At 72.4% G+C, this 21,190-nt stretch carries 17 protein-coding genes; 8 read left to right on the top strand and 9 right to left on the bottom strand.

Translation table 11 applies throughout. From position 1 onward, the window contains the following. Positions 1-16: 16 nt before the first annotated feature. The 4 genes from Cs7R123_RS37975 to deoC all read right to left on the bottom strand — a co-directional run bounded on the left by Cs7R123_RS37975 (position 17) and on the right by deoC (position 4,439). Positions 17-1,072, bottom strand: a complete 1,056-nt coding sequence (locus Cs7R123_RS37975) for an acyl-CoA dehydrogenase family protein (protein WP_212833849.1) — start codon at positions 1,070-1,072, stop codon at positions 17-19. Between the two features lie 82 nt (positions 1,073-1,154). After that, the gene (locus tag Cs7R123_RS37970) at positions 1,155-1,976 is read right to left on the bottom strand and encodes an aldehyde dehydrogenase family protein (RefSeq protein WP_244872519.1); all 822 of its coding nucleotides are present in this window, start codon (positions 1,974-1,976) and stop codon (positions 1,155-1,157) included. Positions 1,977-2,058: 82 nt separating this feature from the next. Next, positions 2,059-3,489, bottom strand: coding sequence for an aldehyde dehydrogenase family protein (locus Cs7R123_RS37965; RefSeq protein WP_212833845.1), 1,431 nt, complete (start codon positions 3,487-3,489; stop codon positions 2,059-2,061). A 2-nt stretch (positions 3,490-3,491) separates the two neighbouring features. Continuing rightward, positions 3,492-4,439 carry a deoxyribose-phosphate aldolase gene (gene deoC, locus Cs7R123_RS37960; protein WP_212833843.1) on the bottom strand — a complete coding sequence of 316 codons (948 nt, stop codon included), beginning with the start codon at positions 4,437-4,439 and terminating at the stop codon, positions 3,492-3,494. A gap of 248 nt (positions 4,440-4,687) precedes the next feature. On the opposite strand from deoC, the gene Cs7R123_RS37955 reads away from it, so the two are divergent. Both Cs7R123_RS37955 and upp read left to right on the top strand, forming a co-directional pair. Then, positions 4,688-5,935 carry a glycosyltransferase gene (locus Cs7R123_RS37955; RefSeq protein WP_244872518.1) on the top strand — a complete coding sequence of 416 codons (1,248 nt, stop codon included), beginning with the start codon at positions 4,688-4,690 and terminating at the stop codon, positions 5,933-5,935. Positions 5,936-5,946: 11 nt separating this feature from the next. Next, complete coding sequence (upp, locus tag Cs7R123_RS37950) at positions 5,947-6,579, top strand: uracil phosphoribosyltransferase (RefSeq protein ID WP_212833839.1); 633 nt, start codon at positions 5,947-5,949, stop codon at positions 6,577-6,579. 244 nt (positions 6,580-6,823) lie between these two features. Here the strand turns inward: upp and Cs7R123_RS37945 are convergent, their stop codons facing one another. Further along, the gene (locus tag Cs7R123_RS37945) at positions 6,824-7,552 is read right to left on the bottom strand and encodes a bifunctional 2-polyprenyl-6-hydroxyphenol methylase/3-demethylubiquinol 3-O-methyltransferase UbiG (protein ID WP_212833837.1); all 729 of its coding nucleotides are present in this window, start codon (positions 7,550-7,552) and stop codon (positions 6,824-6,826) included. 105 nt (positions 7,553-7,657) lie between these two features. On the opposite strand from Cs7R123_RS37945, the gene Cs7R123_RS37940 reads away from it, so the two are divergent. Continuing rightward, entirely contained in the window at positions 7,658-9,487 is a 1,830-nt protein-coding gene (locus tag Cs7R123_RS37940) for a hypothetical protein (RefSeq protein WP_212833835.1), read from the top strand. A 131-nt stretch (positions 9,488-9,618) separates the two neighbouring features. On the opposite strand, the gene Cs7R123_RS37935 is transcribed toward Cs7R123_RS37940, so the two are convergent. Further along, on the bottom strand, positions 9,619-11,307 hold the full coding sequence (locus Cs7R123_RS37935) for a phospho-sugar mutase (RefSeq protein WP_212833833.1): 1,689 nt from the start codon (positions 11,305-11,307) through the stop codon (positions 9,619-9,621). A 45-nt stretch (positions 11,308-11,352) separates the two neighbouring features. Next, positions 11,353-13,182, bottom strand: coding sequence for a serine/threonine-protein kinase (locus tag Cs7R123_RS37930; RefSeq protein WP_212833832.1), 1,830 nt, complete (start codon positions 13,180-13,182; stop codon positions 11,353-11,355). Positions 13,183-13,355: 173 nt separating this feature from the next. Here Cs7R123_RS37930 and Cs7R123_RS37925 point away from each other — a divergent pair, with 173 nt between their 5' ends. The 3 genes from Cs7R123_RS37925 (at position 13,356) to Cs7R123_RS37915 (ending at position 17,912) form a co-directional block, all read left to right on the top strand. Beyond that, positions 13,356-14,921 (top strand): methylmalonyl-CoA mutase, encoded by a 1,566-nt coding sequence (locus Cs7R123_RS37925; protein WP_212833831.1) that lies wholly within the window; start codon positions 13,356-13,358, stop codon positions 14,919-14,921. A 360-nt stretch (positions 14,922-15,281) separates the two neighbouring features. Continuing rightward, positions 15,282-16,532 (top strand): amidohydrolase, encoded by a 1,251-nt coding sequence (locus tag Cs7R123_RS37920; protein WP_212833830.1) that lies wholly within the window; start codon positions 15,282-15,284, stop codon positions 16,530-16,532. A 99-nt stretch (positions 16,533-16,631) separates the two neighbouring features. Continuing rightward, positions 16,632-17,912 carry a mechanosensitive ion channel family protein gene (locus Cs7R123_RS37915; RefSeq protein ID WP_244872398.1) on the top strand — a complete coding sequence of 427 codons (1,281 nt, stop codon included), beginning with the start codon at positions 16,632-16,634 and terminating at the stop codon, positions 17,910-17,912. Positions 17,913-17,964: 52 nt separating this feature from the next. Here the strand turns inward: Cs7R123_RS37915 and Cs7R123_RS37910 are convergent, their stop codons facing one another. Next, positions 17,965-18,855, bottom strand: coding sequence for a DUF4349 domain-containing protein (locus Cs7R123_RS37910; RefSeq protein ID WP_212833828.1), 891 nt, complete (start codon positions 18,853-18,855; stop codon positions 17,965-17,967). A 106-nt stretch (positions 18,856-18,961) separates the two neighbouring features. On the opposite strand from Cs7R123_RS37910, the gene Cs7R123_RS37905 reads away from it, so the two are divergent. Beyond that, positions 18,962-19,600, top strand: coding sequence for an MBL fold metallo-hydrolase (locus Cs7R123_RS37905; RefSeq protein WP_212833826.1), 639 nt, complete (start codon positions 18,962-18,964; stop codon positions 19,598-19,600). A gap of 4 nt (positions 19,601-19,604) precedes the next feature. Here the strand turns inward: Cs7R123_RS37905 and Cs7R123_RS37900 are convergent, their stop codons facing one another. Further along, entirely contained in the window at positions 19,605-20,174 is a 570-nt protein-coding gene (locus Cs7R123_RS37900; RefSeq protein ID WP_212833824.1) for an exonuclease, read from the bottom strand. 209 nt (positions 20,175-20,383) lie between these two features. On the opposite strand from Cs7R123_RS37900, the gene Cs7R123_RS37895 reads away from it, so the two are divergent. Beyond that, the gene (locus Cs7R123_RS37895; protein ID WP_212835038.1) at positions 20,384-21,100 is read left to right on the top strand and encodes a hypothetical protein; all 717 of its coding nucleotides are present in this window, start codon (positions 20,384-20,386) and stop codon (positions 21,098-21,100) included. Positions 21,101-21,190 lie beyond the last annotated feature (90 nt).

Here is a 21,190-nt window from a genome sequence, read left to right as displayed (position 1 = left end):
GGCGTATCTCGACCCGTCATTCCCCCGATTGCCCGGCAACTTGCCCGATCTTGGGGGCGGGGGCGGGGGCGGTCAGGTCGGCGAGAAGGGCGTCGCGGATCACCGGGCGGTTGCCGAAGACCAGGAGGAACACCGACTCGCGGGCCAGGCGCTGCGCGTCGTGGTCCAGCAGGACGGCCCGCGCGCCGGTCTGCACCGCGAGTGCGGCGGCGGCCCGTGCGGTCAGCGCGGAGGCGGCCGCGCGCGCCGTCGGGACGGTGGCCGAGTCGGCGGTGAGCAGGCCGGACCTGACCGCGTCGAGCTCGGCGGCCAGGGCCTCGGCGGCGGGACCCGGTGACAGCAGGCGTACGCACCGGCCCGCGACCCCGATCGCGAGGAAGCCGTTCATGGCCGATCCGGACGAGTCCGAACGCGACCAGTCCGCGTACGGCACGCGGTCGACGAGCCGCTCGGCGGGCACGAAGTGCTGGTCGAAGTGGACGTCCACGGTGGCGCTGGCCCGCACCGCGACCAGTTCCAGCGGACGCACCGCCAGCGTCGGGGCCGCCGTCGCGTCCACGAGCAGGAAGTGGACGTCGCCGGAGACGTCGAGCGCGGCGGTGTACAGCGTGTCGATCATGCCCCAGCCGGTGACCCAGGGCGCCTGCCCGTCGAGCAGGTAGCCGCCGTCGACCGGGGTCACCCGCATCGGGGCGTCGGGCACCCGCAGCCCGGCCAGGGCGATCCCGGCCCGGTGCTCGCCCCGGGCCAGCGGGGCCAGCCAGCGGTCGCGGATGCCGGGCCGGGGGCTGTCGGCGACGGCGCGGACGGGGGCGTGGTGCTGGAGCCATACGAACGCGGTGGTGAGGCAGCCGTCGGCCAGGGTCTCGACCAGGGCGGCCGCCTCGGGCCAGGACAGGCCGAGCCCGCCCGCCTCGGCGGGCGCCGCCATGCCGTAGTACCCCTCGGAGGCGAGCAGGTCCAGCTGCGCCGCCGGCACGCGGTCCGCGCCGTCCACCCTGAGCGCGGCCGGGAACAGCACCTCGTCGGCGATCTCCCGGGCCCGCCCCACCACGTCTGCACTCGTCGCCATCCGCAACCCCTCCGAGCCGGCGTTGAAAAGGGCACCTTCTACATCGCAGCGCGATAAGAAGGTGCCCTTCCTGCATCCCAGGCTAGATGCCCTTGGGGTGCCAGACCGTCTTCGTCTCCAGGAACGCCGTCATCGGCGGGAGGCCGGGGTCGGCGGTCCAGTCGAGGGCCGCGGCCGGGCGGCGTACCCGCTTGAGGGTGCCCGCGGCGGCCTGCTCCAGCGACAGGGCCAGCTCGGCGTCGGCCAGGCCGGTCAGGTCGACGCCGTTGACGTCGGCGTGCGCGGCCAGCCACGGGCCCATCTCGGCGGCCGAGCCGGTCAGGATGTTGACCACGCCGCCGGGCAGGTCGGAGGTGGCGAGCACCTCGGCCAGGGTGATCGCGACGCGGGGCGCGTCGGAGATCACGACGCAGGTGTTGCCGGTGGCGATGACCGGCGCGATGACGCTGACCAGGCCGAGCAGGGTCGGCCTGCTCGGCGCGACGATCGCGACGATGCCGGACGGCTCGGGCGAGGACAGGTTGAAGTACGGCCCGGCGACCGGGTTGGCGCCGCCGATCACCTGCGAGATCTTGTCGGTCCAGCCCGCGTACCAGACGAGGCGGTCGATCGCGGCGTCCACCTCGGCGGCGGGCACCTCCAGCGACACGAACTCGTCGCGGCGGCCCTCCAGCATCTCGGCGACCCGGTAGACCACCTGGCCCCGGTTGTACGCGGTCGCGCCGGACCACTTGCCGAACGCGGCCCGCGCGGCGAGCACGGCGTCGCGGGCGTCCTTGCGGGAGGCCTGGGCGGCGTTGGCCACGAAGTTTCCCTTGCTGTCGGCGACGACGTAGGTGCGGCCCGACTCGCTGCGCGGGAACGCCCCACCCACGTAGAGCTTGTACGTCTTGCGCACCGCCAGCCGGGTGCGCGGCGCCGAGGGCTGCGCGACGACCGCGGCAGCCTCGACGGTCTCGACCTGCGGCGCGGCGGAGTCCTTCTTCTTACTGGGCAAGGTACGCCTCCAGGCCGTGGCGGCCGCCCTCGCGGCCGTAACCGGACTCCTTGTACCCGCCGAACGGCGAGGTCGGGTCGAACTTGTTGAAGGTGTTGGCCCACACCACGCCCGCCCGCAGCTGGTCGGCGATGGCGAGGATGCGCGATCCCTTCTCGGACCAGATCCCGGCCGACAGCCCGTACGGCGTGTTGTTGGCCTTCTCCACCGCCTCGGCCGGGGTGCGGAACGTCAGCACCGACAGCACCGGCCCGAAGATCTCCTCGCGGGCGATCCGGTGCGCCTGCGACACGCCCGTGAAGATGGTCGGGGCGAACCAGAAGCCGCGGTCGGGCAGCTGGCACGGCGGCGACCAGCGGTCGGCGCCCTCGCCCTCGCCGACCTCGGCGAGCATCTTGATCCGGCCGAGCTGCTCAGCGGAGTTGATCGCGCCGATGTCGGTGTTCTTGTCCAGCGGGTCGCCGACGCGCAGGGTGGCCATGCGCCGCTTGAGCGACTCCAGCAGCTGGTCGGCGACGGACTCCTGCACCAGCAGGCGCGAGCCCGCGCAGCAGACGTGCCCCTGGTTGAAGAAGATGCCGTTGACGATGCCCTCGACGGCCTGGTCGATCGCGGCGTCGTCGAACACGATGTTCGCGGCCTTGCCGCCCAGCTCCAGGGTGACCTTCTTCTTCGTGCCGGCCACGGCCCGCGCGATGATCCGGCCGACCTCGGTCGAGCCGGTGAAGGCGACCTTGTCCACGTCGGGGTGGTTCACCACGGCGGCGCCGGTCTCACCCGCGCCGGTGACGATGTTGACCACGCCCGGCGGCAGGTCGGCCTGCTGGCAGATCTCGGCGAACAGCAGCGCGGTCAGCGGGGTCGTCTCGGCGGGCTTGAGCACCACCGTGTTGCCCGCAGCCAGCGCCGGGGCGATCTTCCACGCCAGCATCAGCAGCGGGAAGTTCCACGGGATGACCTGCCCGGCCACGCCCAGCGGCCGCGGGTCCGCCCCGAAGCCCGCGTACGGCAGCTTGTCGGCCCAGCCCGCGTAGTAGAAGAAGTGCGCCGCGGCCAGCGGCACGTCCACATCCCGCGATTCCTTGATCGGCTTGCCGTTGTTCAGCGACTCCAGCACGGCCAGCTCGCGGCTGCGCTCGGCGATGATCCGTGCGATGCGGAACAGGTACTTGGCCCGCTCCGCGCCCGGCATCGGCCCCCACACCTTCGTGTACGCGCGCCGGGCCGCCTTGACGGCCCGGTCGACGTCCTCGGTGCTCGCCCAGGTGACCTCGGCGAGCACCTCCTCGGTGGCGGGGGAGATGGTCTTGCGCCGGTCGTCGCCGTCGACGAACTCGCCGTCGATGAACAGCCCGTACGAGGACTGCAGGTTGACGATCGAGCGCGACTCCGGTGCGGGCGCGTACTCAAATGCGCTCATGTCTAGTCCAGCGTGAAGTAGTCGGGGCCGGCGTAGTTGCCGGTGGCGAGCTTGGTGCGCTGCATCAGCAGATCGTTGAGCAGGGTGGAGGCGCCGAAGCGGAACCAGTCCGGGTCGAGCCAGCCGTCGCCGGCCGTCTCGTTGACCATGACCAGGTACTTGATGGCGTCCTTGGTGGTGCGGATGCCGCCCGCGGGCTTCACGCCGACCTTGCGGCCGGTGGCGGCCAGGAAGTCGCGCACCGCCTCCAGCATGATCAGCGTGACCGGGAGGGTGGCCGCGGGCTGCACCTTGCCCGTGGACGTCTTGATGAAGTCGCCGCCCGCGAGCATCGCCAGCCACGACGCGCGGCGCACGTTGTCGTACGTGACCAGCTCGCCGGTCTCCAGGATGACCTTGAGGTGGGCGCTGCCGCAGGCCTCCTTGACGGCCGCGATCTCCTCGAAGACGTCCAGGTAGCGACCGGCCAGGAACGCGCCCCGGCTGATCACCATGTCGATCTCGTCGGCGCCCGCGGCGACGGCCGCGCGGGTGTCGTCGAGCTTGACGCTCAGCGGCGCCTGCCCGGACGGGAACGCGGTCGCGACGCTGGCCAGGTGGATGCCGCTGCCGCGCAGCGCCTCGGCGGCGACCGGGACCATCGACGGGTACACGCAGATCGCGGCCACCGGCGGGCAGGTCGGGTCGCCCGGGTCGGGCTGGCGGGCCTTGGCGCACAGCGCGCGGACCTTGCCGGGGGTGTCGGCGCCCTCCAGGGTGGTCAGGTCCACCATCCGGATCGCGAGGTCGATCGCCCAGGCCTTGGCCGTGGTCTTGATCGAACGGGTGCCGAGCGCGGCGGCACGGGCCTGCGCGCCGACCTGGTCGACGCCGGGCAGCCCGTGCAGGAACATCCGCAGCGCCGCATCGGAGCGCGTCACCTCGGACAACGGTGTCATGGTGGCCGTCATGAGCCGAAGTCTACGCGGACGCGATCTCATCGATCTTGTCCATCTAGTGGAACGGAGACCCCCCTCACCTCACCCCTCAAGATCAGCCAAGTTGCCGGGCGACTGTGCGTATCTTGGGCCGTCTTTCGCCCGATTGCCCGGCAACATGGCTGATCTTCGAACCCGGACTACGGCCGGTCTTAAGACGGCCGACATCTGTCTTACACGCGGCGTTGGGGCAGGTCACTGAACGTATGCGTGTGCGCATCATGCACTTCACCGACACGTACCTGCCGCGTCGCGACGGCGTCGTCACGTCGCTGCGGACCCTGCACGCGGCGCAACTCGCCGCCGGGCACGACAGCCTGCTCGTCGTGCCGCGCCACCGGGAACAGCGCGACGAACCGGGGCTGCTGCGGCTGCCCGCGCTGGCGTGCGGTGTCGCCGATCTGCGCCTGGCCCGCTGGCCGATGACCACCCGGAGGGTACGCGAACGGCTGGTCGCCGACCTGTCGGCGCACCGGCCGGAGGTCGTGCACGTGCACACCCCCGGCCCGGCCGGGCTGCTCGGCGTGCTGGTCGCCCGGCGCACCGGCGCCGCGCTGGTGCAGACCTACCACACCGACCTGCACGCGTACGCCGACGCGTACAAGGTGCCCGGCTGGGCGCTGCGGCTGCTGCTGCGCGTGTACGCCGGCCGCCTCGGCGAGCCCAGGCCGCCGACCGGCTGCCGGACCACCACCCTCACCGCGGGCAACCGGCTGCTGCTCGGCGACGCGGGTGCCGTGGTCGTGCCCACCCGGGCCGTGCTCGACCGGATCGACCTGCCCGTGCCCGCCGAGCGCATCGTGCTCGCGCCCACCGGCGTCGGCCCGCGCACCGCGACGCCCGCCGAGGCGATGGCGTTCCGCACCGGGTACGGCATCGGGCCGAGCGACCCGGTGGTGCTGTTCGTCGGGCGGGTCAACCGGGAGAAGGGCGTCGACCTGCTCATCCCGGCGTTCGCCCGGATCGCGCGGGAGCTGCCGTCCGCGCGGCTGGTGCTGATCGGCGCCGTGTACGAGCAGCGCTGGCTGAACCGCCTGCTGCGCTCGGTCGGCCCCGCGGTCGCGTCCCGGATCGTGCTGACGGGGCAGCAGCCGCCACGGGTGGTGGCCCAGGCGTACGCCGCCGCCGACGTGTTCGCCTTCCCGTCGCGTACCGACACCCAGGCCCTGGTGCTGCAGGAGGCCGCCATGGCCGGGCTGCCCGCGGTGCTGGCCGACCCGTCGCTGCACCGCCACGGCGTGCTCGCGGGCAACGCCGTGCTGGCCGAGCCCGCACCGGACTCGTTCGCCGACGCGGTGCTCGGGCTGCTGCGCGACCGGCGCGCCGCCCGGCGCCTCGGGGCCGCCGCGCGGGCCAGCGCCGCCGGGCACTCGCCCGAGCGGTACGCCGACACCGTGCAGTGCGTGTACCACGAGGCCGTGAAGCTGAGGTCGCGAGTTGGCGTACTGGAGGCAGCCGCGGGCGGGTAACTTCATGGCTCGTGGACGTACTCGTCGTAGATCACCCGCTGGCCCAGTCCCGCCTCACCGCCATGCGCGACGCCCGTACCGACTCGGCCAGCTTCCGGGCCGCGTTGCACGAGCTCACGACCATGCTGACGTATGAGGCATCCCGCACCTTCGCCGCCGAGACCTTCGAGGTGCAGACCCCGGTCGCCACCGCGGTCGGCACGCGCATCGCCAACCCGCCGCTGATCGTGCCCGTGCTGCGCGCGGGTCTCGGCATGGCCGACGCCGCCCTGGCCCTGCTGCCCGAGTCCTCCATGGGCTTCGTCGGCCTGGCCCGCGACGAGCACACGTTCGAGCCGCGCGCGTACATGGAGTCGCTGCCCGCCGACCTCACCGGCATCCCGGTGCTGGTCCTGGACCCGATGCTGGCCACCGGCGGCTCGCTGGAGCACTGCTGCCGCCTGCTGGCCGACCGCGGCTGCACCGACATCGTGGTCCTCTGCGTCCTCGCCGCCCCCGCCGGCATCGACCGCCTGGCCCGCGCCGGCCTCCCGGTCCGCCTGATCACCGCCTCCATCGACAGCCACCTCAACGAGCACATGTTCATCGTCCCCGGCCTGGGCGACGCCGGCGACCGCCAGTTCGGCGGCATGCCCCGCTTCTAACCCCCACCGGCCCGACCCCACCGCCCCGGCCGCCCCGACCCCCTCCCCGGGTCGATCATGAACTTATGGCACGGCTCGACGGCGTGTCCCGTGCACAGCTTCCTGATCAACACAAATCGCCTGAAGGCCAGTGGCCGGTCCAGGAGACGATCAGGAAGCTGTGCCTGCGACACACCGTCGAACCGTGCCATAAGTTCATGATCGACGGGTAGGGGGCGGGGGCGGCCGGTGGCGGTGGGTGGGGTTAGGCGGGGCGGCGGAGGACGGCGAGGACGGACTGGCCGAACGGGGGGCGGATGCGGGATTCGAGGGCGCGGGTGACCGGGGTGACGACGGAGTCGTACACCCGCATCATGGCGCCGCCCTGGGGGGCCATCCCGAGCACGCGCGCGGTCAGGAAGTAGCAGACGAAGCCGAGCGAGTTGACGTACTGCGTGCGCTCGACCGACAGCCCGGCGGCGACCGCGACCTCGGACAGCGACCGGCGGGTGTACCGCCGCCAGTGGCCGGTGGCGATGTCGACCCGGCTCATCGCGATCGGGAACGCGGGCACCACCAGCACCAGCGGCGCGCCGGGGCGGACCAGCCGGGCCATGCTGCGCAGCGCCTCGACGTCGTCCTCGATGTGCTCCAGCACGTTGTAGCTGACCAGGGCGGTGTGGTCGGCGCGCTCGTCGGTGGGCAACAGCATCTGCCGGGTCTCGACCCTGGGGTCGTCGGCGTACCGCGACTTCAGTTCGACCAGCCGGTCGGGATCGGCCTCGGTGGCGGTGAACCGCTGGACGTGCGGCAGCCACTCGTACGCGTAGTCGCCGAGCCCGCTGCCGATCTCGATCGGATGCTCGCCGAGGTAGGGCACGGCGAATCCGGCGAACCAGCGGCGGTGGTTGACCGCCTCGGCGAGACTCTCCAGCACCGCCGCCTGGATCTGCTGGTCACCGCTGAGCTGGACCTCGGTGGCGTACGACGTCATGACCTGCGTCCTCGGGTCTCGTCAAAGGAAAGAACTATTCGCATTAGTCCGTTTTGTATAGGGCTAATCAGGACAGATTACATAAATGCCGTACATTCGACCGTCGTGAAGACCGAAATTCGGGAGTCGACGCAGGCCCAGCCCCGCCCGGCAGCACCGCCGCACCGCCGGACCAGGGCGTTCGTGGTCCGCCACCTCGACCGGGCCGGATTGCGGGCCGCGCTGATCGTGGCGGCGGGATACCTGGTCACGGCCATGTTCGTGACGTCCGGGCTGTGGCGGGACGGGTCGCGGGCGCTGCTGGTCGCCAACCAGCAGGACCACGTCTTCTTCCAGTTCGTGCTCCAGCACGCCGTCGGCGTGTTGCGCGACGGCACCGACCCGTTCCTCACCATGGACATGAACGCGCCGTACGGCGTGAACCTGATGGCGAACACGGTGATCCTCGGCCTCGGCCTGCCCCTGGCCCCGGTCACGCTGCTGTGGGGCTCGCAGATCTCGTTCACCGTCCTGGTCGTGGCGGGCCTGGCCGGGACCGCGACCGCCTGGTACTGGTTCCTCCGCCGCCACCTGGTCACCAGCCCGCTCGCGGCCGCGGCCGGCGGGGCGCTGTGCGGGTTCGGGCCGGGCATGATCAGCCAGGCCAACGGGCATCCCAACTGGACCGCCCAGTTCCTGGTGCCGCTGCTCGTGCACGCGGCGCTGCGGCTGCGCGAGCCCGGCCGCTCGCTGCGCAACGGCGCCGTCCTCGGCCTGCTCGTGGTGGCGCAGGCGTTCGTCAACGAGGAGGTGCTGCTCTACACGGCGCTGGGCTGCGCGATCTTCTTCGCGGCGTACGCGGTCTGCGACGCCGACGCCCGCCGCGCCGGGTGGCGGCCGGTGCTGCGCGGCGCGCTGGTGGCGGCCGGGGTGGGCGGCGTGCTGCTGGCGTACCCCCTGTGGCGGCAGTTCTTCGGCCCGGAGAGCTTCCGGGGCCTGCCGCCCGGTGCGTCGGCGTTCAGCGCCGACCTGGCCTCGTTCACGGCGTTCCCGCGCCTGTCCCTGGGCGGCAACCCCGACCTGACCAAGGTGCTGGCGCCCAACGACGCCGAGCAGAACACCTTCTTCGGCTGGCCGCTGCTGGTGCTGCTGGCGCTGGCGGTGGTGGCGCGGCTGTGGAGCCGGGTGCTGGTGCGCGCGCTGCTGGCCACCGGTGCGGTCTTCGCCATGTTCGCGCTCGGCAAGCAGGTGTTCGCGGGCGGCGAGCGCACCGCGCTGCCCGGCCTGTGGCGCCCGCTGGGCCGGCTGCCGCTGCTGGAGTCGGTGGTGCCGGTCCGGTTCGGGCTGGTGCTGCTGCCGGTGCTGGCCGCGCTGCTGGCGCTGACCGTCGAGCTGGTGCAGTCGCTGCCGCCGCGGGCCGGGGGCCTGGCGCCGCGCCGCCTCGGTGCCGCGCTGGTGGTGCTCGCGCTGCTGCCGCTGGCGCCGCTGCCGCTGCTGACCGCGCGGGGACCGGCCGTGCCGGCCTTCATCGCCGAGGGCACCTGGCAGCGGTATGTCCCACCCGGGCGCACCCTGGTCACCGTGCCCGTGACCAGCTCCCGGCACGGCGAGGGGATGCGCTGGTGGGCCCAGTCCGGCCAGCGGTACGCCTTCCCCGGCGGCTACTTCATCGGGCCGGGCCGGCTGCCGGGCACGGCCGATTTCGGCCCGCCCCCGCGCCCGACCGACCTGCTGCTGTCGAGCATCGCCGACGGCGCCAAGGTCCCGAAGGTGACCGGCCGCCTGCGCGACGGCCTGCTCGCCGACCTGCGCTTCTGGCGCGCCGGAGCGCTGGTCCTGGCCGACGGCGAACCCCGCGCCGACACGTTCCGCCGCTTCATCACCGAGCTGGTGGGCCCCGGCGAGCACACCGGCGGCGTCACCGTCTGGCCCGTCACCTCCCTCACCCAGCCGTAACAGGCACACCCCACCCCGGCGCCCAGCCCCGCCGGTTTTGATAGACGTTGGCCTATCTCATCGAGAACGATCTTCGTTCAGTCGATGTGATAGGCCAACGTCTATCAAAAAACGCCGTTCCTCACCTCGCGTCAGGGGTTGGCGGACCAGATGCCGAGGGCGGCGGCGACCTCGGTACGCAGCGCGCGGATCGTCGCCGCCGCGCGCTCGCGCCCGGCGGCCACCTCCCCGTCCACGACCTGCTCGACGACCTCCAGGTACGCCTTCAGCTTCGGCTCGGTGCCGGACGGGCGCACCACCACCCGGGCCGTCTCGGTCCGCAGGATCACCACGTCGGAGCGCTGCGGGCCCGAGGCGTCGAGCAGGTCCTCGGTCGAGGTGACCGGCTCGTCCAGCAGCGACGCGGGCAGCTTGGCGCGCAGGTGCGCCATCATCTGCTGGATCTCGCCCAGGTCGTCCACCCGCACCGAGAGCTGGTCGGTGACGTGCAGGCCGTACTCGGCGGCCAGCTCGTCGAGCCGGTCGGGCAGCGTACGCAGTTCCGCCTTCAGCCCGGCGGCCAGCTCCGCGACGAGCAGCGCCGCGGTGATGCCGTCCTTGTCGCGGACCAGGTCCGGGGCGACGCAGTAGCCCAGCGCCTCCTCGTAGCCGTAGCCGAGGTCGGCCGCGGCTCGCGCGATCCACTTGAACCCGGTCAGGGTCTCGGCGTACCCGAGCCCGCGCCGGTCCGCCATCGCCTTGAGCATCGACGACGACACGATCGTGGTGGCGTACGTGCCGCCGCGCCCCGACCGCATCAGGTGGTCGGCGAGCAGCACGCCCACCTCGTCGCCGCGCAGCATGCGCCAGCCGTTGGCGCCCCGGCCGTTGTCGCCGGGCACCGGGACGGCGACCGCGCACCGGTCGGCGTCGGGGTCGTTGGCGATCGCGATGTCGGCGCTGCGGTCGCGGGCCAGCGCGTACACGAGGTCCATCGCGCCGGGCTCCTCCGGGTTCGGGAACGCCACGGTCGGGAACGCGCCGTCGGGTTCGGCCTGGGCGGCGACGACGAACGGCGCGTCGAACCCGGCGCGCTCGAACGCGGCCCGCAGCACCGCGTGGCCGACACCGTGCAGCGGCGTGTACGCGACCGTCAGCTCCTTCGGCTCGTCGGAGCTGACCACGCCCGCGGCGGCGGTGACGTACTGCTCGACGACGGCCTCGCCGAGCACGTCGCCGTCATGGCCGAGCGGCACCTGCGACAGCGGGCCGACGGCGCGGATCGCCGCCTCGATCTCGGCGTCGGCCGGGGGCACGATCTGCGCCCCGGCGCCGTCCGCACCGCCGAGGCGCTGCCCGAGGTAGACCTTGTAGCCGTTGTCCTGCGGCGGGTTGTGGGAGGCCGTGACCATCACGCCCGCGACCGCGCCCAGGCGGCGCACGGCGTACGCCAGCACGGGCGTCGGCAGGGGGCGGGGGAGCACGGCGGCGCGCAGTCCGGCGCCGGTGGCGACCCGGGCGGTCTCCCGGGCGAACTCCCGCGAGCCGCGGCGGGCGTCATACCCGATGACCAGCAGTTCGCCCGGCTCCTGGCGGCTGAGCCAGGCGCACAGCCCGGCGGCGGCCTGGCGCACCACGGCCAGGTTCATGCCGTTGGGCCCGGCCCGCAGCGGCCCGCGCAGCCCGGCGGTGCCGAAGGTGAGGGGGCCGCTGAACCGGTCGGCGAGTTCGGCCTCGGTCGCGGGCAGCGCGTCGAGCAGCTGTTGCAGCTCTTTGCGCGAGTCGGGGTCAGGGTCCTCGGCGATCCAGGTCCGGACGCGTTCGGCAAGCTGATCGGTCATCGGTGTTTCATAACACGCGGACCGGCCGTTTGCCGAACAAACCCGTCAGGTCGTGGCGAGTGCGAACGATCCGACCGCGTTGTCGAACACCGTCTTGTCCTGGGCGAACGAACTCTCCCAGGTGGACAGATAGATGTGGTACGCCGTCTTGCCGGACAGGCCGATGCGCCACACCGCGTGCCGCTGGTCCTTGTTGGGCGGGGTGCACTGGAACTCCAGCTGCGCCGCGTCGAGCGCACCGAGCTTCTCGTCGGTGAGCGAGACCCGCTGGTAGCTGTCCTTCTGGCACTTGCTCGCGCTGGTCTTGAAGCTGTTCTCGGCGCCGGTCAGCTCGGACCGCGGCGAGCGGCCGTCGTACACGTTGATGCGCAGCCAGCGGTCCTTGTCGGCGGGATCCAGGTAGTCGATGTAGCTGGCGGTCTTGGGCTTGCTCGCCTTCCAGCCCGCCGGGACCAGCACGGTCACGCCCTTGAAGGTGATCCGCTGCATGCCCTCGGGCACCGGGGCCGAGGCGCCCGCGCTCGGGGCGGCGCTGCTGGGGCCGGTGGCGCCCGGGGTCTTGTCGTCGCCGCCGGAGCCGAGCACGGCCCAGGCACCGACGGCCAGCAGCACGACGCTGGCCAGCCCGGCGCCGACGGCCAGGCGCAGCTTCTTCGGCATGCCCTTGACCTGGTCGAGCACTCCGGCCGGCGGAGACGGCTTGGCCGCGGGCGTGACGGTGCGCATGGCGCCGGTCGGGACCGCGGACGGGTGCGCGCCGGTCGGCACGTCCACCGGCGACGGCTCGGCACCGCGGCGCCCGCCCCGGGTGGTGGGGGTCTCGCCGGTCTGGAGCAGCGCCCGGCCGCCGATGGGCTTGGCCGGGGCGGCGGCGGGCTGCTGCTGCGGCGGCGGCTGCACCCAGGCGGTGGTGGCCGGCTGCGGCGAGACCACCGCGTACGGGTCGGTGACGTGCTGCGGGGTCGGGTTCTGCGCCAACGGTCCGGCGAGCAGGTCGCGCAGCTCGGCGCGGGCGCGCGGGACGTCCCAGCGGCGGTCGGGGTTCTTCTCCATCAGGCCGTACAGCACGTCGAGCAGGGGGCCGCAGCGCTGCGGCGGCACCGGCTCCTCCTCGACCACGGCGTGCATGGTGGCCAGCGGGTCGCCCTTGTCGAACGGCGGGCGGCCCTCGACGGCGGTGTACATGGTCACGCCGAGCGAGAACAGGTCGCTGGGCGGGCCGAAGCGGTGGCCGAGCGCGCGCTCGGGCGAGATGAAGTGCGGCGAGCCGAGCACCATGCCGGGGGTGGTCAGCTGCACGTCGGTCGGCAGCTTGGCCACGCCGAAGTCGGTGAGCACGCAGCGGCCGTCGGTGGTGATCAGCACGTTGGCCGGCTTGACGTCGCGGTGCAGCACGCCCGCGGCGTGCGCGACCTCCAGGGCGCCCAGCAGCGCGATGCCGATCTTGGCGACCGCGCGGGGCGCGAGCGGGCCGTCCTCGATCACCATGTCGGCCAGGCCGCGGGCGTCGAGCAGCTCCATCACGATCCAGGGGCGGCCGTTCTCGGTGACCACGTCGAAGACCTGGACCACGCTGGGGTGCGACAGGCTGGCGGCGGCGCGGGCCTCGCGCAGGGTGCGCTCGTACATCGAGGCGGCGTCGCTGACGGCCAGGCCCGGCGGCAGCACGACCTCCTTGACCGCGACCTCGCGCCGCAGCACGGTGTCGGCGGCGCGCCAGACGGTGCCCATGCCGCCGTGGCCGATGGCGGTGCGCAGGGAGTAGCGCCCGCCGATGACGGTGCCCGGAGCCGCCCGGCCGGGGGTGGGGCTACCGCTCCAGGTGGATGCATGGGTGGTCACTGCTGCGCCGCCAAGGGAGAGGAGTTTCGTCATTTCGGGAGGAGCACACGCGACTCCTATCCTGTACGACTCGGCGCGGAAGGGAAAGCCGAGGGTGCGGACTGCACCCGAAATTCAGCAGCGAGTCTCGATGGCATTACGCAGGGTGTACGTGATGTGCGCAATCCCTCACCCCCGCGGGCACCGCGTCCACTTAACATCGCCGTATGAACGAGCGTTCAACGCGGCTGAGCGAGTCCGGCTTCCCGATCGAGCCCGTCTACGGGCCCGAGGGCGGCGAGCGGCCGGGCGAGTACCCCTTCACCCGGGGCGTCTACCCGACCATGTACACCTCGCGGCCGTGGACGATGCGGCAGTACGCCGGGTTCGGCACGGCGGCCGAGTCGAACGCCCGCTACCACCAGCTGCTGGGCGCGGGCACCATGGGCCTGTCCGTCGCCTTCGACCTGCCCACCCAGATGGGGTACGACTCCGACGAGCCGATCGCGCACGGCGAGGTCGGCAAGGTCGGCGTCGCGATCGACTCGATCGAGGACATGCGGGTCCTGTTCCGCGACATCCCGCTGGACAAGGTCTCCACCTCGATGACGATCAACGCGCCGGGCAGCGTGCTGCTGCTGCTCTACCAGCTCGTGGCCGAGGAGCAGGGGGTGCCGGGCGGCAGGCTCAACGGCACCATCCAGAACGACATCCTCAAGGAGTACATCGCCCGGGGGACGTACATCTTCCCGCCCAAGCCGTCGCTGCGGCTGGTGGCGGACACGTTCGCCTACTGCCGGACCGAGATCCCCAAGTGGAACACCATCTCGATCTCGGGCTACCACATGGCCGAGGCGGGTGCGACGCCCGTGCAGGAGATCGCGTTCACGCTGGCCGACGGCATCGAGTACGTCCGCGCCGCGATCGCGGCCGGCCTCGACGTCGACGACTTCGCGCCCCGGCTGTCGTTCTTCTTCGTCGCCCGCACCACGCTGCTGGAGGAGGTCGCGAAGTTCCGCGCCGCCCGCCGCATCTGGGCGACGGTGATGCGCGAGGAGTTCGGCGCCAAGGACCCCAAGTCGTGGATGCTGCGCTTCCACACCCAGACCGCGGGCGTGCAGCTGACCGCCCAGCAGCCTGAGGTGAACCTGGTCCGGGTCGCGGTGCAGGGCCTGGGCGCGGTGCTGGGCGGCACGCAGTCGCTGCACACCAACAGCTTCGACGAGGCCATCGCGCTGCCGACCGCGAAGGCGGCCCGCCTGGCCCTGCGCACCCAGCAGGTGCTGGCGTACGAGACCGACCTGACCGCGACCGTCGACCCGTTCGCGGGGTCGTACGTCGTGGAGGCGATGACCGACGAGATCGAGCGCGAGGCGAAGGCGCTGATCGGGCGCGTCTTCGAGTACGGCTCGGCCGTCGGCGCGATCGAGGCGGGGTTCCAGAAGCGCGAGATCGAGTCCTCGGCGTACCGCACGGCGCTGGAGGTCGACTCGGGCGAGCGGGTGGTGGTCGGGCTCAACCGGTTCACCGTCGACGTCGAGGAGCCGTACGAGCCGCTGCGCGTGGACCCGGCCATCGAGCAGGAGCAGGCCGCCCGGCTGGCCCGGCTGCGCGCCGAGCGCGACTCCGACGCGGTCGAGGCGGCCCTGGACAAGCTGCGCGCCGCCGCGGTGGGCACGGAGAACGTGCTCTACCCGATGCGCGAGGCGCTGCGGCTGAAGGCCACCGTGGGTGAGGTGTGCCACACGTTGCGCAAGGTCTGGGGCGTGTACCAGCCGCGCGAGACCTTCTGAGGAAAACCGTCGAATCGGACATTGACCGATCGGGTTACCCCGGTCGGATTACCACGGTCGGGTTACACCGGCCGAATATGAACGGCAGGTAAGAAGTACATCGTCCCCGGACCGGACGTCCGACCGATTCACCACGGGTGATGTGAGTCTCTTCCGGTGCGTTTCCGGGCGCGTCGTCACCCGTTGTTAGAGGTGAGGACGCATACAGCTGTGGCACCGTACCGGGTGTGGAACGGGCGCCACCTGCGCGAACGTGACTCTGAGCAACCCGCTGGCTACAAGAACGTAGTTGCGCAGAGTTACCGTCCCCGGGCTAGGCTTGACGATGTTTTTTCCATCGACCGAGATCGAGAATCTGCCGTGACGAGTGCGCTGACGCTGCCGAAGGGCGGCTCACTGACGTCGTTCGTGCCCGATGACGACCCGCTGCCGGGCCAGCTCGACCGCTGGCTGGGTGCCAGGGGAGCCGACCTCATCGCCGTACGACGTCATATCCACGCGCACCCGGAGCTGTCCCACCAGGAGTTCGAGACCGCCGCTCTGGTCGCCCGGGAACTGTCCGCGGCCGGGTTGCAGCCGAAGTTCCTGCCCCGGGGCAACGGCGTGATGTGCGACATCGGCGAGGGAGACCGCGTCATCGCGCTGCGCGCCGACCTGGACGCGCTGCCCCTGCCGGACGTCAAGGACGTGCCGTACCGCTCGACCGTGCCCAACGTGACCCACGCGTGCGGCCACGACGTGCACACCACCGTGCTGCTCGGCGTCGGTCTGGCGCTGGCGCAGCTGGAGGCGCAGGGCGGCATCGGCGGCCGGGTCCGGCTGATCTTCCAGCCCGCCGAGGAGTCGATCAGCTCGGGTGCCCCCGAGATGATCTCCGCCGGGGCGCTGAAGGACGTCGCCGCGATCTACGCGCTGCACTGCGCGCCGCAGCTGCCGGTCGGCCTGGTCGGGGTGCGCTCCGGCCCGTTCACCGCCGCCTGCGACGTGGTCGAGGTCAAGCTGAGCGGCCGCGGCGGCCACACCGCCCGCCCCCACCTGACCGCCGACCTCGTGTACGCGCTGGGCCGGGTCGTCACCGAGGTGCCCGCGCTGCTGGGCCGCCGGGTCGACCCCCGCGCCGGGCTGTCGCTGGTCTTCGGCTCCATCCGCGCGGGCGAGGCGTCCAACGCGATCCCGAACGAGGGCTCGGCCAAGGGCACCATCCGGGTGCTCAACCGCGACGCGTGGCGCGAGGCGCCTGAGCTGGTCACCCAGCTCATCCGGGACGTGGTGGCCGGGACCGGGGCGAACGTGGACATCAACTACACCCGCGGCGTGCCGCCGGTGATCAACGACCGGATGGCCGCGGCCGTCGTCGCGGGCGCCGCCGGAGCGGCCCTGGGCGCCGAGCGCGTCGTCGAGGCCGAGGTCAGCATGGGCGGCGAGGACTTCGCCTTCTACCTGGAGCACATCCCCGGTGCGATGATCCGCCTGGGCACCGGCGTGCCCGGCTCGACCGAGGTGCTCGACATCCACCAGTCGCGCTTCGACGTTGACGAGCGCGCCATCGGCTACGGCGTGCGCACCATGGTGCACACGGCCCTGGCCGCCCTGGCGTCGCCCTCCTTCTAGTTCTTTGCCGTAAGAAGGGCGCCTTCCACTCGCCGCATGTGGCGGAAGGTGCCCTTCGCGACGGGGTTTGCGCGAGGCTGGGCTGGGAAGGAGCCCGCCGTGCAGCACGTACCCTGGCCCCTCGCCGTAGTCCTCGCCGCGCCGCTCGCGGCCCTGCTCGCCGTGGCGGTGATCCACCGCGTCGTCGTCCGCCTGGGCCGCCGCTCCGTGATCATGGCGGAGCTGGCGTCGCACACGCACCGGGCGTTCCAGGTGTTCGCGGCGATGCTGGCCCTGCGGATCGCGCTCCAGGCCACCCCGCTGTGGTTCGACTTCGAGATGAAGCCCGAGCTGCTGCACCTCATGGGTATCGGCGTGATCCTGGCCGGAGCCTGGCTGGTCGCCACCGTGCTGCTGGCGCTGGAGGACGCGATCGAGGTGCGATACCGCATCGACGTGCCCGACAACCGGCAGGCGCGACGGGTGCGGACCCAGATCCTGCTGCTGCGCCGGGTCACCATCGCGGCCATCGTGGTGATCACCCTCGGGGTGGTCCTGATGACGTTCCCGCAGGTCAGGACGATCGGTGCCAGCGTCCTCGCCTCCGCCGGCATCATCGGCATCGTGGCGGCGCTGGCCGCGCAGAGCGTGCTCGGCAACGTCATCGCGGGGCTGCAACTGGCGTTCAGCGACGCGATCCGGCTCGACGACGTGGTGGTGGTCGAGGGCGAGTGGGCCCGGGTCGAGGAGATCACGCTCAGCCACGTGGTGCTCCAGATCTGGGACGACCGGCGGCTGATCCTGCCGACGTCGTACTTCACCACGAAGCCGTACCAGAACTGGACCCGTACCAAGTCCGAGGTGCTCGGGGCGGTCGAGTTCGACGTCGACTGGACCGCGCCGGTGCAGCCGCTGCGCGACGAGCTGCGGCGGCTCGTCGAGACCAGCGACCTGTGGGACCGGCGGGTCTGCGTGCTCCAGGTGACCGACGCGGTCGGCGGCCTGGTGCGGCTGCGCGCGCTGGTCAGCGCCGGGGACGCCCCCCGGCTGTGGGACCTGCGCTGTCTGGTGCGCGAGCACCTGATCGCATGGGTACGCGACCACCAGCCCGACGCCCTGCCGCGCCGCCGGGCCGAGCTCGCCACCGCGCAGCCCGGCTCGTGGCGCTGGCTGCCGCGCACCACCCCGGCGAAGGCGGCCGCCCCCGCCGACGGCGACGACCGGCTGTTCAGCGGCAGCCACGACGGCGACGCGCGGGGCACCGCCTTCGCGGGCCCCGAACAGCCCGAGCCGACGCTCCAGGACACCGTCCTGGACGAGCAGACTGCCCTCGACCAGCTCGATGAGGACGAACCGCCGTCCGTGCCGCGCCGCACCCCGCCCACGCGGGACGCCCGTTGAGAAGGGCGCCTTCCACCGCGCAGCGCGGGTCGAAGGCGCCCTTCTCTCCTCGCTAGGCGGTGGGTGGGGGAGTGGGGCGGCGGCGGCGCGACCACCAGATCAGCAGCCCCGCCGGGATCGACAGCGCCACCAGGAACGGCAGCAGGAAGCCGAGCACCGCCAGCACCACCTGCACCGTGGTGAGGAACGCGTCCCAGCCCGCCTCCAGGCCGCCCAGGAAGCCGGGCGCCTTCTTCTTGGGGGGTTCGGGCGCGGGCGCGTGCGGGCCGATCAGCACCACGTTGATCGTGGACAGCGTGACCAGGTTGTCCAGGTTGCGCTTCTTGGCCTCCAGCGAGGCCAGCTCGGCCTGGCGGCTGCTGAGCTCCTTCTCCAGCAGCACCACCTCCGACAGCTGCTTGGCCTGGGCGAACATCCGGCGCACCGAGTCGACGCTGGCCTTCTGCGCGGCGATGCGCGTGTCCAGGTCGACGACGGCCTCGGTCACGTCCTCGGTGTTCGTGTTGCGGCCGACCTCGGTGCCGAGCTTGGCGATCTGCTCCAGCACCGATGAGAACTGCTTGGCCGGGACACGGACGGTGAGCCAGGCCTGCGCCTCGCCCGAGTCGGCGGTGCGCTTGTCCGCGCCGAGGAAGCCCCCGGAGGTCTCCACCAGGGCCTTGAGCCGCTCGGCGGTCTCGCCGACCTTCTCCACCCGCACGGTGATGTCACCGCGGTAGATGATCGAGCGGGTCTCGACCGGGCCGCCGGTCGCGGTCACGCCCTCGGGCGGCACCGCGGTGTAGCCGTTGCCGGCGTCGCCCTTCGCACCGCCCGCGCTGAGGTCGCGGTCGGCCTCGCCGGGGGCGAAGGGCGCCGCCGCGCCGTTGGACGACGGCATCTCGCTGCCGCTGTCCGACGAAGAGCACCCGGCCAGGGCGAGCAGGCCGACCAGGGCCAACACTGGGAACGTCTTCTTCATGCCTGAGCGGACGTGTCTCATGACCCCTCAGGTTCCGGCAGACTGGTCACGGTAGGACTACGGTCGGGGATCGGAAGGGTGGACATCCATGCGCGTCACCAAGTACTCCCATTCCTGCCTGCGGATCGAGCACGACGACGCGGTCGTGGTGATCGATCCGGGGGTGTGGAGCGAGGCCGAGAAGGCGCTCGACGGGGTCGACGCCGTGCTGCTCACCCACGAGCACGCCGACCACGTCGACGCCGACCAGCTCGCCGAGGCGCTGGCCAAGCGCCCGTCGGCGCAGATCTACGCCCATCCCGAGGTGATCGACAAGTTCGCGCCGCAGTGGGAGGGCGCCGCGGTGCCGGTGACCGCGGGGCACGCCTTCACCGCCGCGACCGTGCTGGTGAAGGCGTACGGCGGCTGGCACGCGGTGATCCATCCGGAGATCCCGCGGGTGCCGAACCTGGGCTTCCTGGTGAACGAGACGCTCTACCACCCGGGCGACTCGTTCGACGTGCCCGCCGACGCGACCGTGGAGACGCTGTTCGTGCCGGTGTCCGGGCCGTGGCTCAAACTCAGCGAGTCGATCGACTTCGTCCGGGCGGTCAAGCCGCAGCGGGCGTACGCCATGCACGACTGCCTCTACAACGAGCACGGCCTGGCGCTGACCGACGCCCACCTGACCGCGCGCTCGGGCGCCGAGTATGCCCGGCTGGCCGCCGGGACGACCGTGGAGGTCTAGCGGGTCACGGCTTCCACTCCATCACGTTGGCGAACAGGTCGGCCTGCTCGACCGCGTCGTCCAGCGCGTTGTGCGTGTGCGGGCGGCGCGACAGCAGGTGTTTGGGCATCTTGCCCTTGACCGCCCCGCCGAACGGCACCTCGGCCTTGATCGCGTATGCCGTCTTGACGTCCAGGCAGCCCGAGTGCCCGAACACGCTGGCCCCGGTGAACCGGATCAGGTACCAGTACACGAACATCCAGTCGAAGCTCGCCGGGTATGCCACGAAGACCGGCCGGGCGTCGCCCGCGGTCTGCCGCACCCAGTCGCTGAGCTCGCGCATCGCGGCGGCCGGGTCGGCGCCGTCGCGCACCAGCGCGTCCCGGTCCAGCCCCGACACCGCCATCGCCTCGGGCACGAAGTCGTCGCTGATCGGCCGCAGCTCCCGATAGAAGGTCGCCGCCGTCGGATCGGCCCGGCTGAAGGTATCTCCCCTGGTCCCGGCCACCGCCAGCCCGACACTGACCATCGAGTACGGCCCGGGGATCGGGCCGTCGGCCTCCACATCGGCCGAGAAGTACATGTCCTGACGCATCGTGCGCCCTCCTGACGTATCGAAGATTCGCCTCAGCGTACGGGCGGCGGCCGATCCGGCCAGCGAGTTATCCACAGGCGTCGGCGCTGTCCACAGGCTCGCGGCCGGATTCCCCCGCTCGGGATCGGCGGGTGCGGCACGGGTGCGGCGCACGGCACAATCCACATGTGACAGTGCCGCTGACCGCCACCACGACGCAGACCGCCGCGATGGCCGCCCCGGCCGTGAACCGGCTGGGCGGTGCGTTCCTGGAGTGCCCGCGCACGCTGCGCCGCGCCCGCGAGCTGGGGCTGACCGGCTGGGCCTGCTACGTGGCCGGACGCGGCGGCGCGCTGGGCGACGTACGCCCCGACACGGTCGCGGCGGCGCTGGGGCTGATCGCCCCGGACGCGGTCCGCGACGCGTGGGACGCGGCCCGGCGCGCCCTGTCGCCGCGCGAGGTCGCCGCGCACATGCTCGCCGAGTGCTGCCGGTGGGGCTCGGAGCATCTCGACGACGCCCCGAAGATCGACCGGCTGGTCGAACTGACCGAGAAGGCGGTGCTCGCCGCCGACGCGTCCGGGCTGCCGTTGTTCGCCGCCTGGCGGGCCATGCCGGTGCCCGACGACGGCCCCGGCGCCCGCGCCGCCGTCGCGCTGCACCTGCTGCGCGAGCACCGGGCCGGGGCGCTGCTGCTCGGGGTGCGGGCGGCCGGGCTGAGCCCGGTGCAGGCACTGGTGGCGGGGCCCGAGGGGGAGGCGTCGGCGGTGGCGTTCGGCTGGCAGCCGCCGTACCCGCCGGTCGGCCCGCTGCTGCGCCGCCGCGCCTGGGCCGACGCCGTCGCCGACCGCACCGCCGGCCAGGCCGTCACCACCTTCACCCCCGCCGAACGCGCGGAGTTCGTCACCCTCCTCCGCACCACCGCCACCACCGTCTTCCCCCGCTGACCGGCCGCCTTCCTGCGTCGATCATGAACTTATGGCCGTGTTCGACGGCGTGTCACCACCCTGGCGCCGTGATCGACATCGGTGGCGGGC

The sequence above is a fragment of the Catellatospora sp. TT07R-123 genome, assembly GCF_018327705.1.
Lineage (GTDB): Bacteria > Actinomycetota > Actinomycetes > Mycobacteriales > Micromonosporaceae > Catellatospora.
The sequence above is the reverse complement of the archived record's forward strand: the minus strand, read 5'-3'. Positions and strand labels throughout refer to the sequence as shown.

Excerpts from the sequence above, each read along its gene's own strand:
- Cs7R123_RS37975 (WP_212833849.1), bottom strand. The coding sequence starts at position 1,072 with ATGGCGACGAGTGCAGACGTGGTGGGGCGGGCCCGGGAGATCGCCGAC.
- Cs7R123_RS37965 (WP_212833845.1), bottom strand. The coding sequence starts at position 3,489 with ATGAGCGCATTTGAGTACGCGCCCGCACCGGAGTCGCGCTCGATCGTC.
- deoC (WP_212833843.1), bottom strand. The coding sequence starts at position 4,439 with ATGACGGCCACCATGACACCGTTGTCCGAGGTGACGCGCTCCGATGCG.
- Cs7R123_RS37955 (WP_244872518.1), top strand. The coding sequence starts at position 4,688 with ATGCACTTCACCGACACGTACCTGCCGCGTCGCGACGGCGTCGTCACG.
- Cs7R123_RS37945 (WP_212833837.1), bottom strand. The coding sequence starts at position 7,552 with ATGACGTCGTACGCCACCGAGGTCCAGCTCAGCGGTGACCAGCAGATC.
- Cs7R123_RS37935 (WP_212833833.1), bottom strand. The coding sequence starts at position 11,307 with ATGACCGATCAGCTTGCCGAACGCGTCCGGACCTGGATCGCCGAGGAC.
- Cs7R123_RS37930 (WP_212833832.1), bottom strand. The coding sequence starts at position 13,182 with ATGACGAAACTCCTCTCCCTTGGCGGCGCAGCAGTGACCACCCATGCA.
- Cs7R123_RS37925 (WP_212833831.1), top strand. The coding sequence starts at position 13,356 with ATGAACGAGCGTTCAACGCGGCTGAGCGAGTCCGGCTTCCCGATCGAG.
- Cs7R123_RS37905 (WP_212833826.1), top strand. The coding sequence starts at position 18,962 with ATGCGCGTCACCAAGTACTCCCATTCCTGCCTGCGGATCGAGCACGAC.
- Cs7R123_RS37900 (WP_212833824.1), bottom strand. The coding sequence starts at position 20,174 with ATGCGTCAGGACATGTACTTCTCGGCCGATGTGGAGGCCGACGGCCCG.
- Cs7R123_RS37895 (WP_212835038.1), top strand. The coding sequence starts at position 20,384 with ATGGCCGCCCCGGCCGTGAACCGGCTGGGCGGTGCGTTCCTGGAGTGC.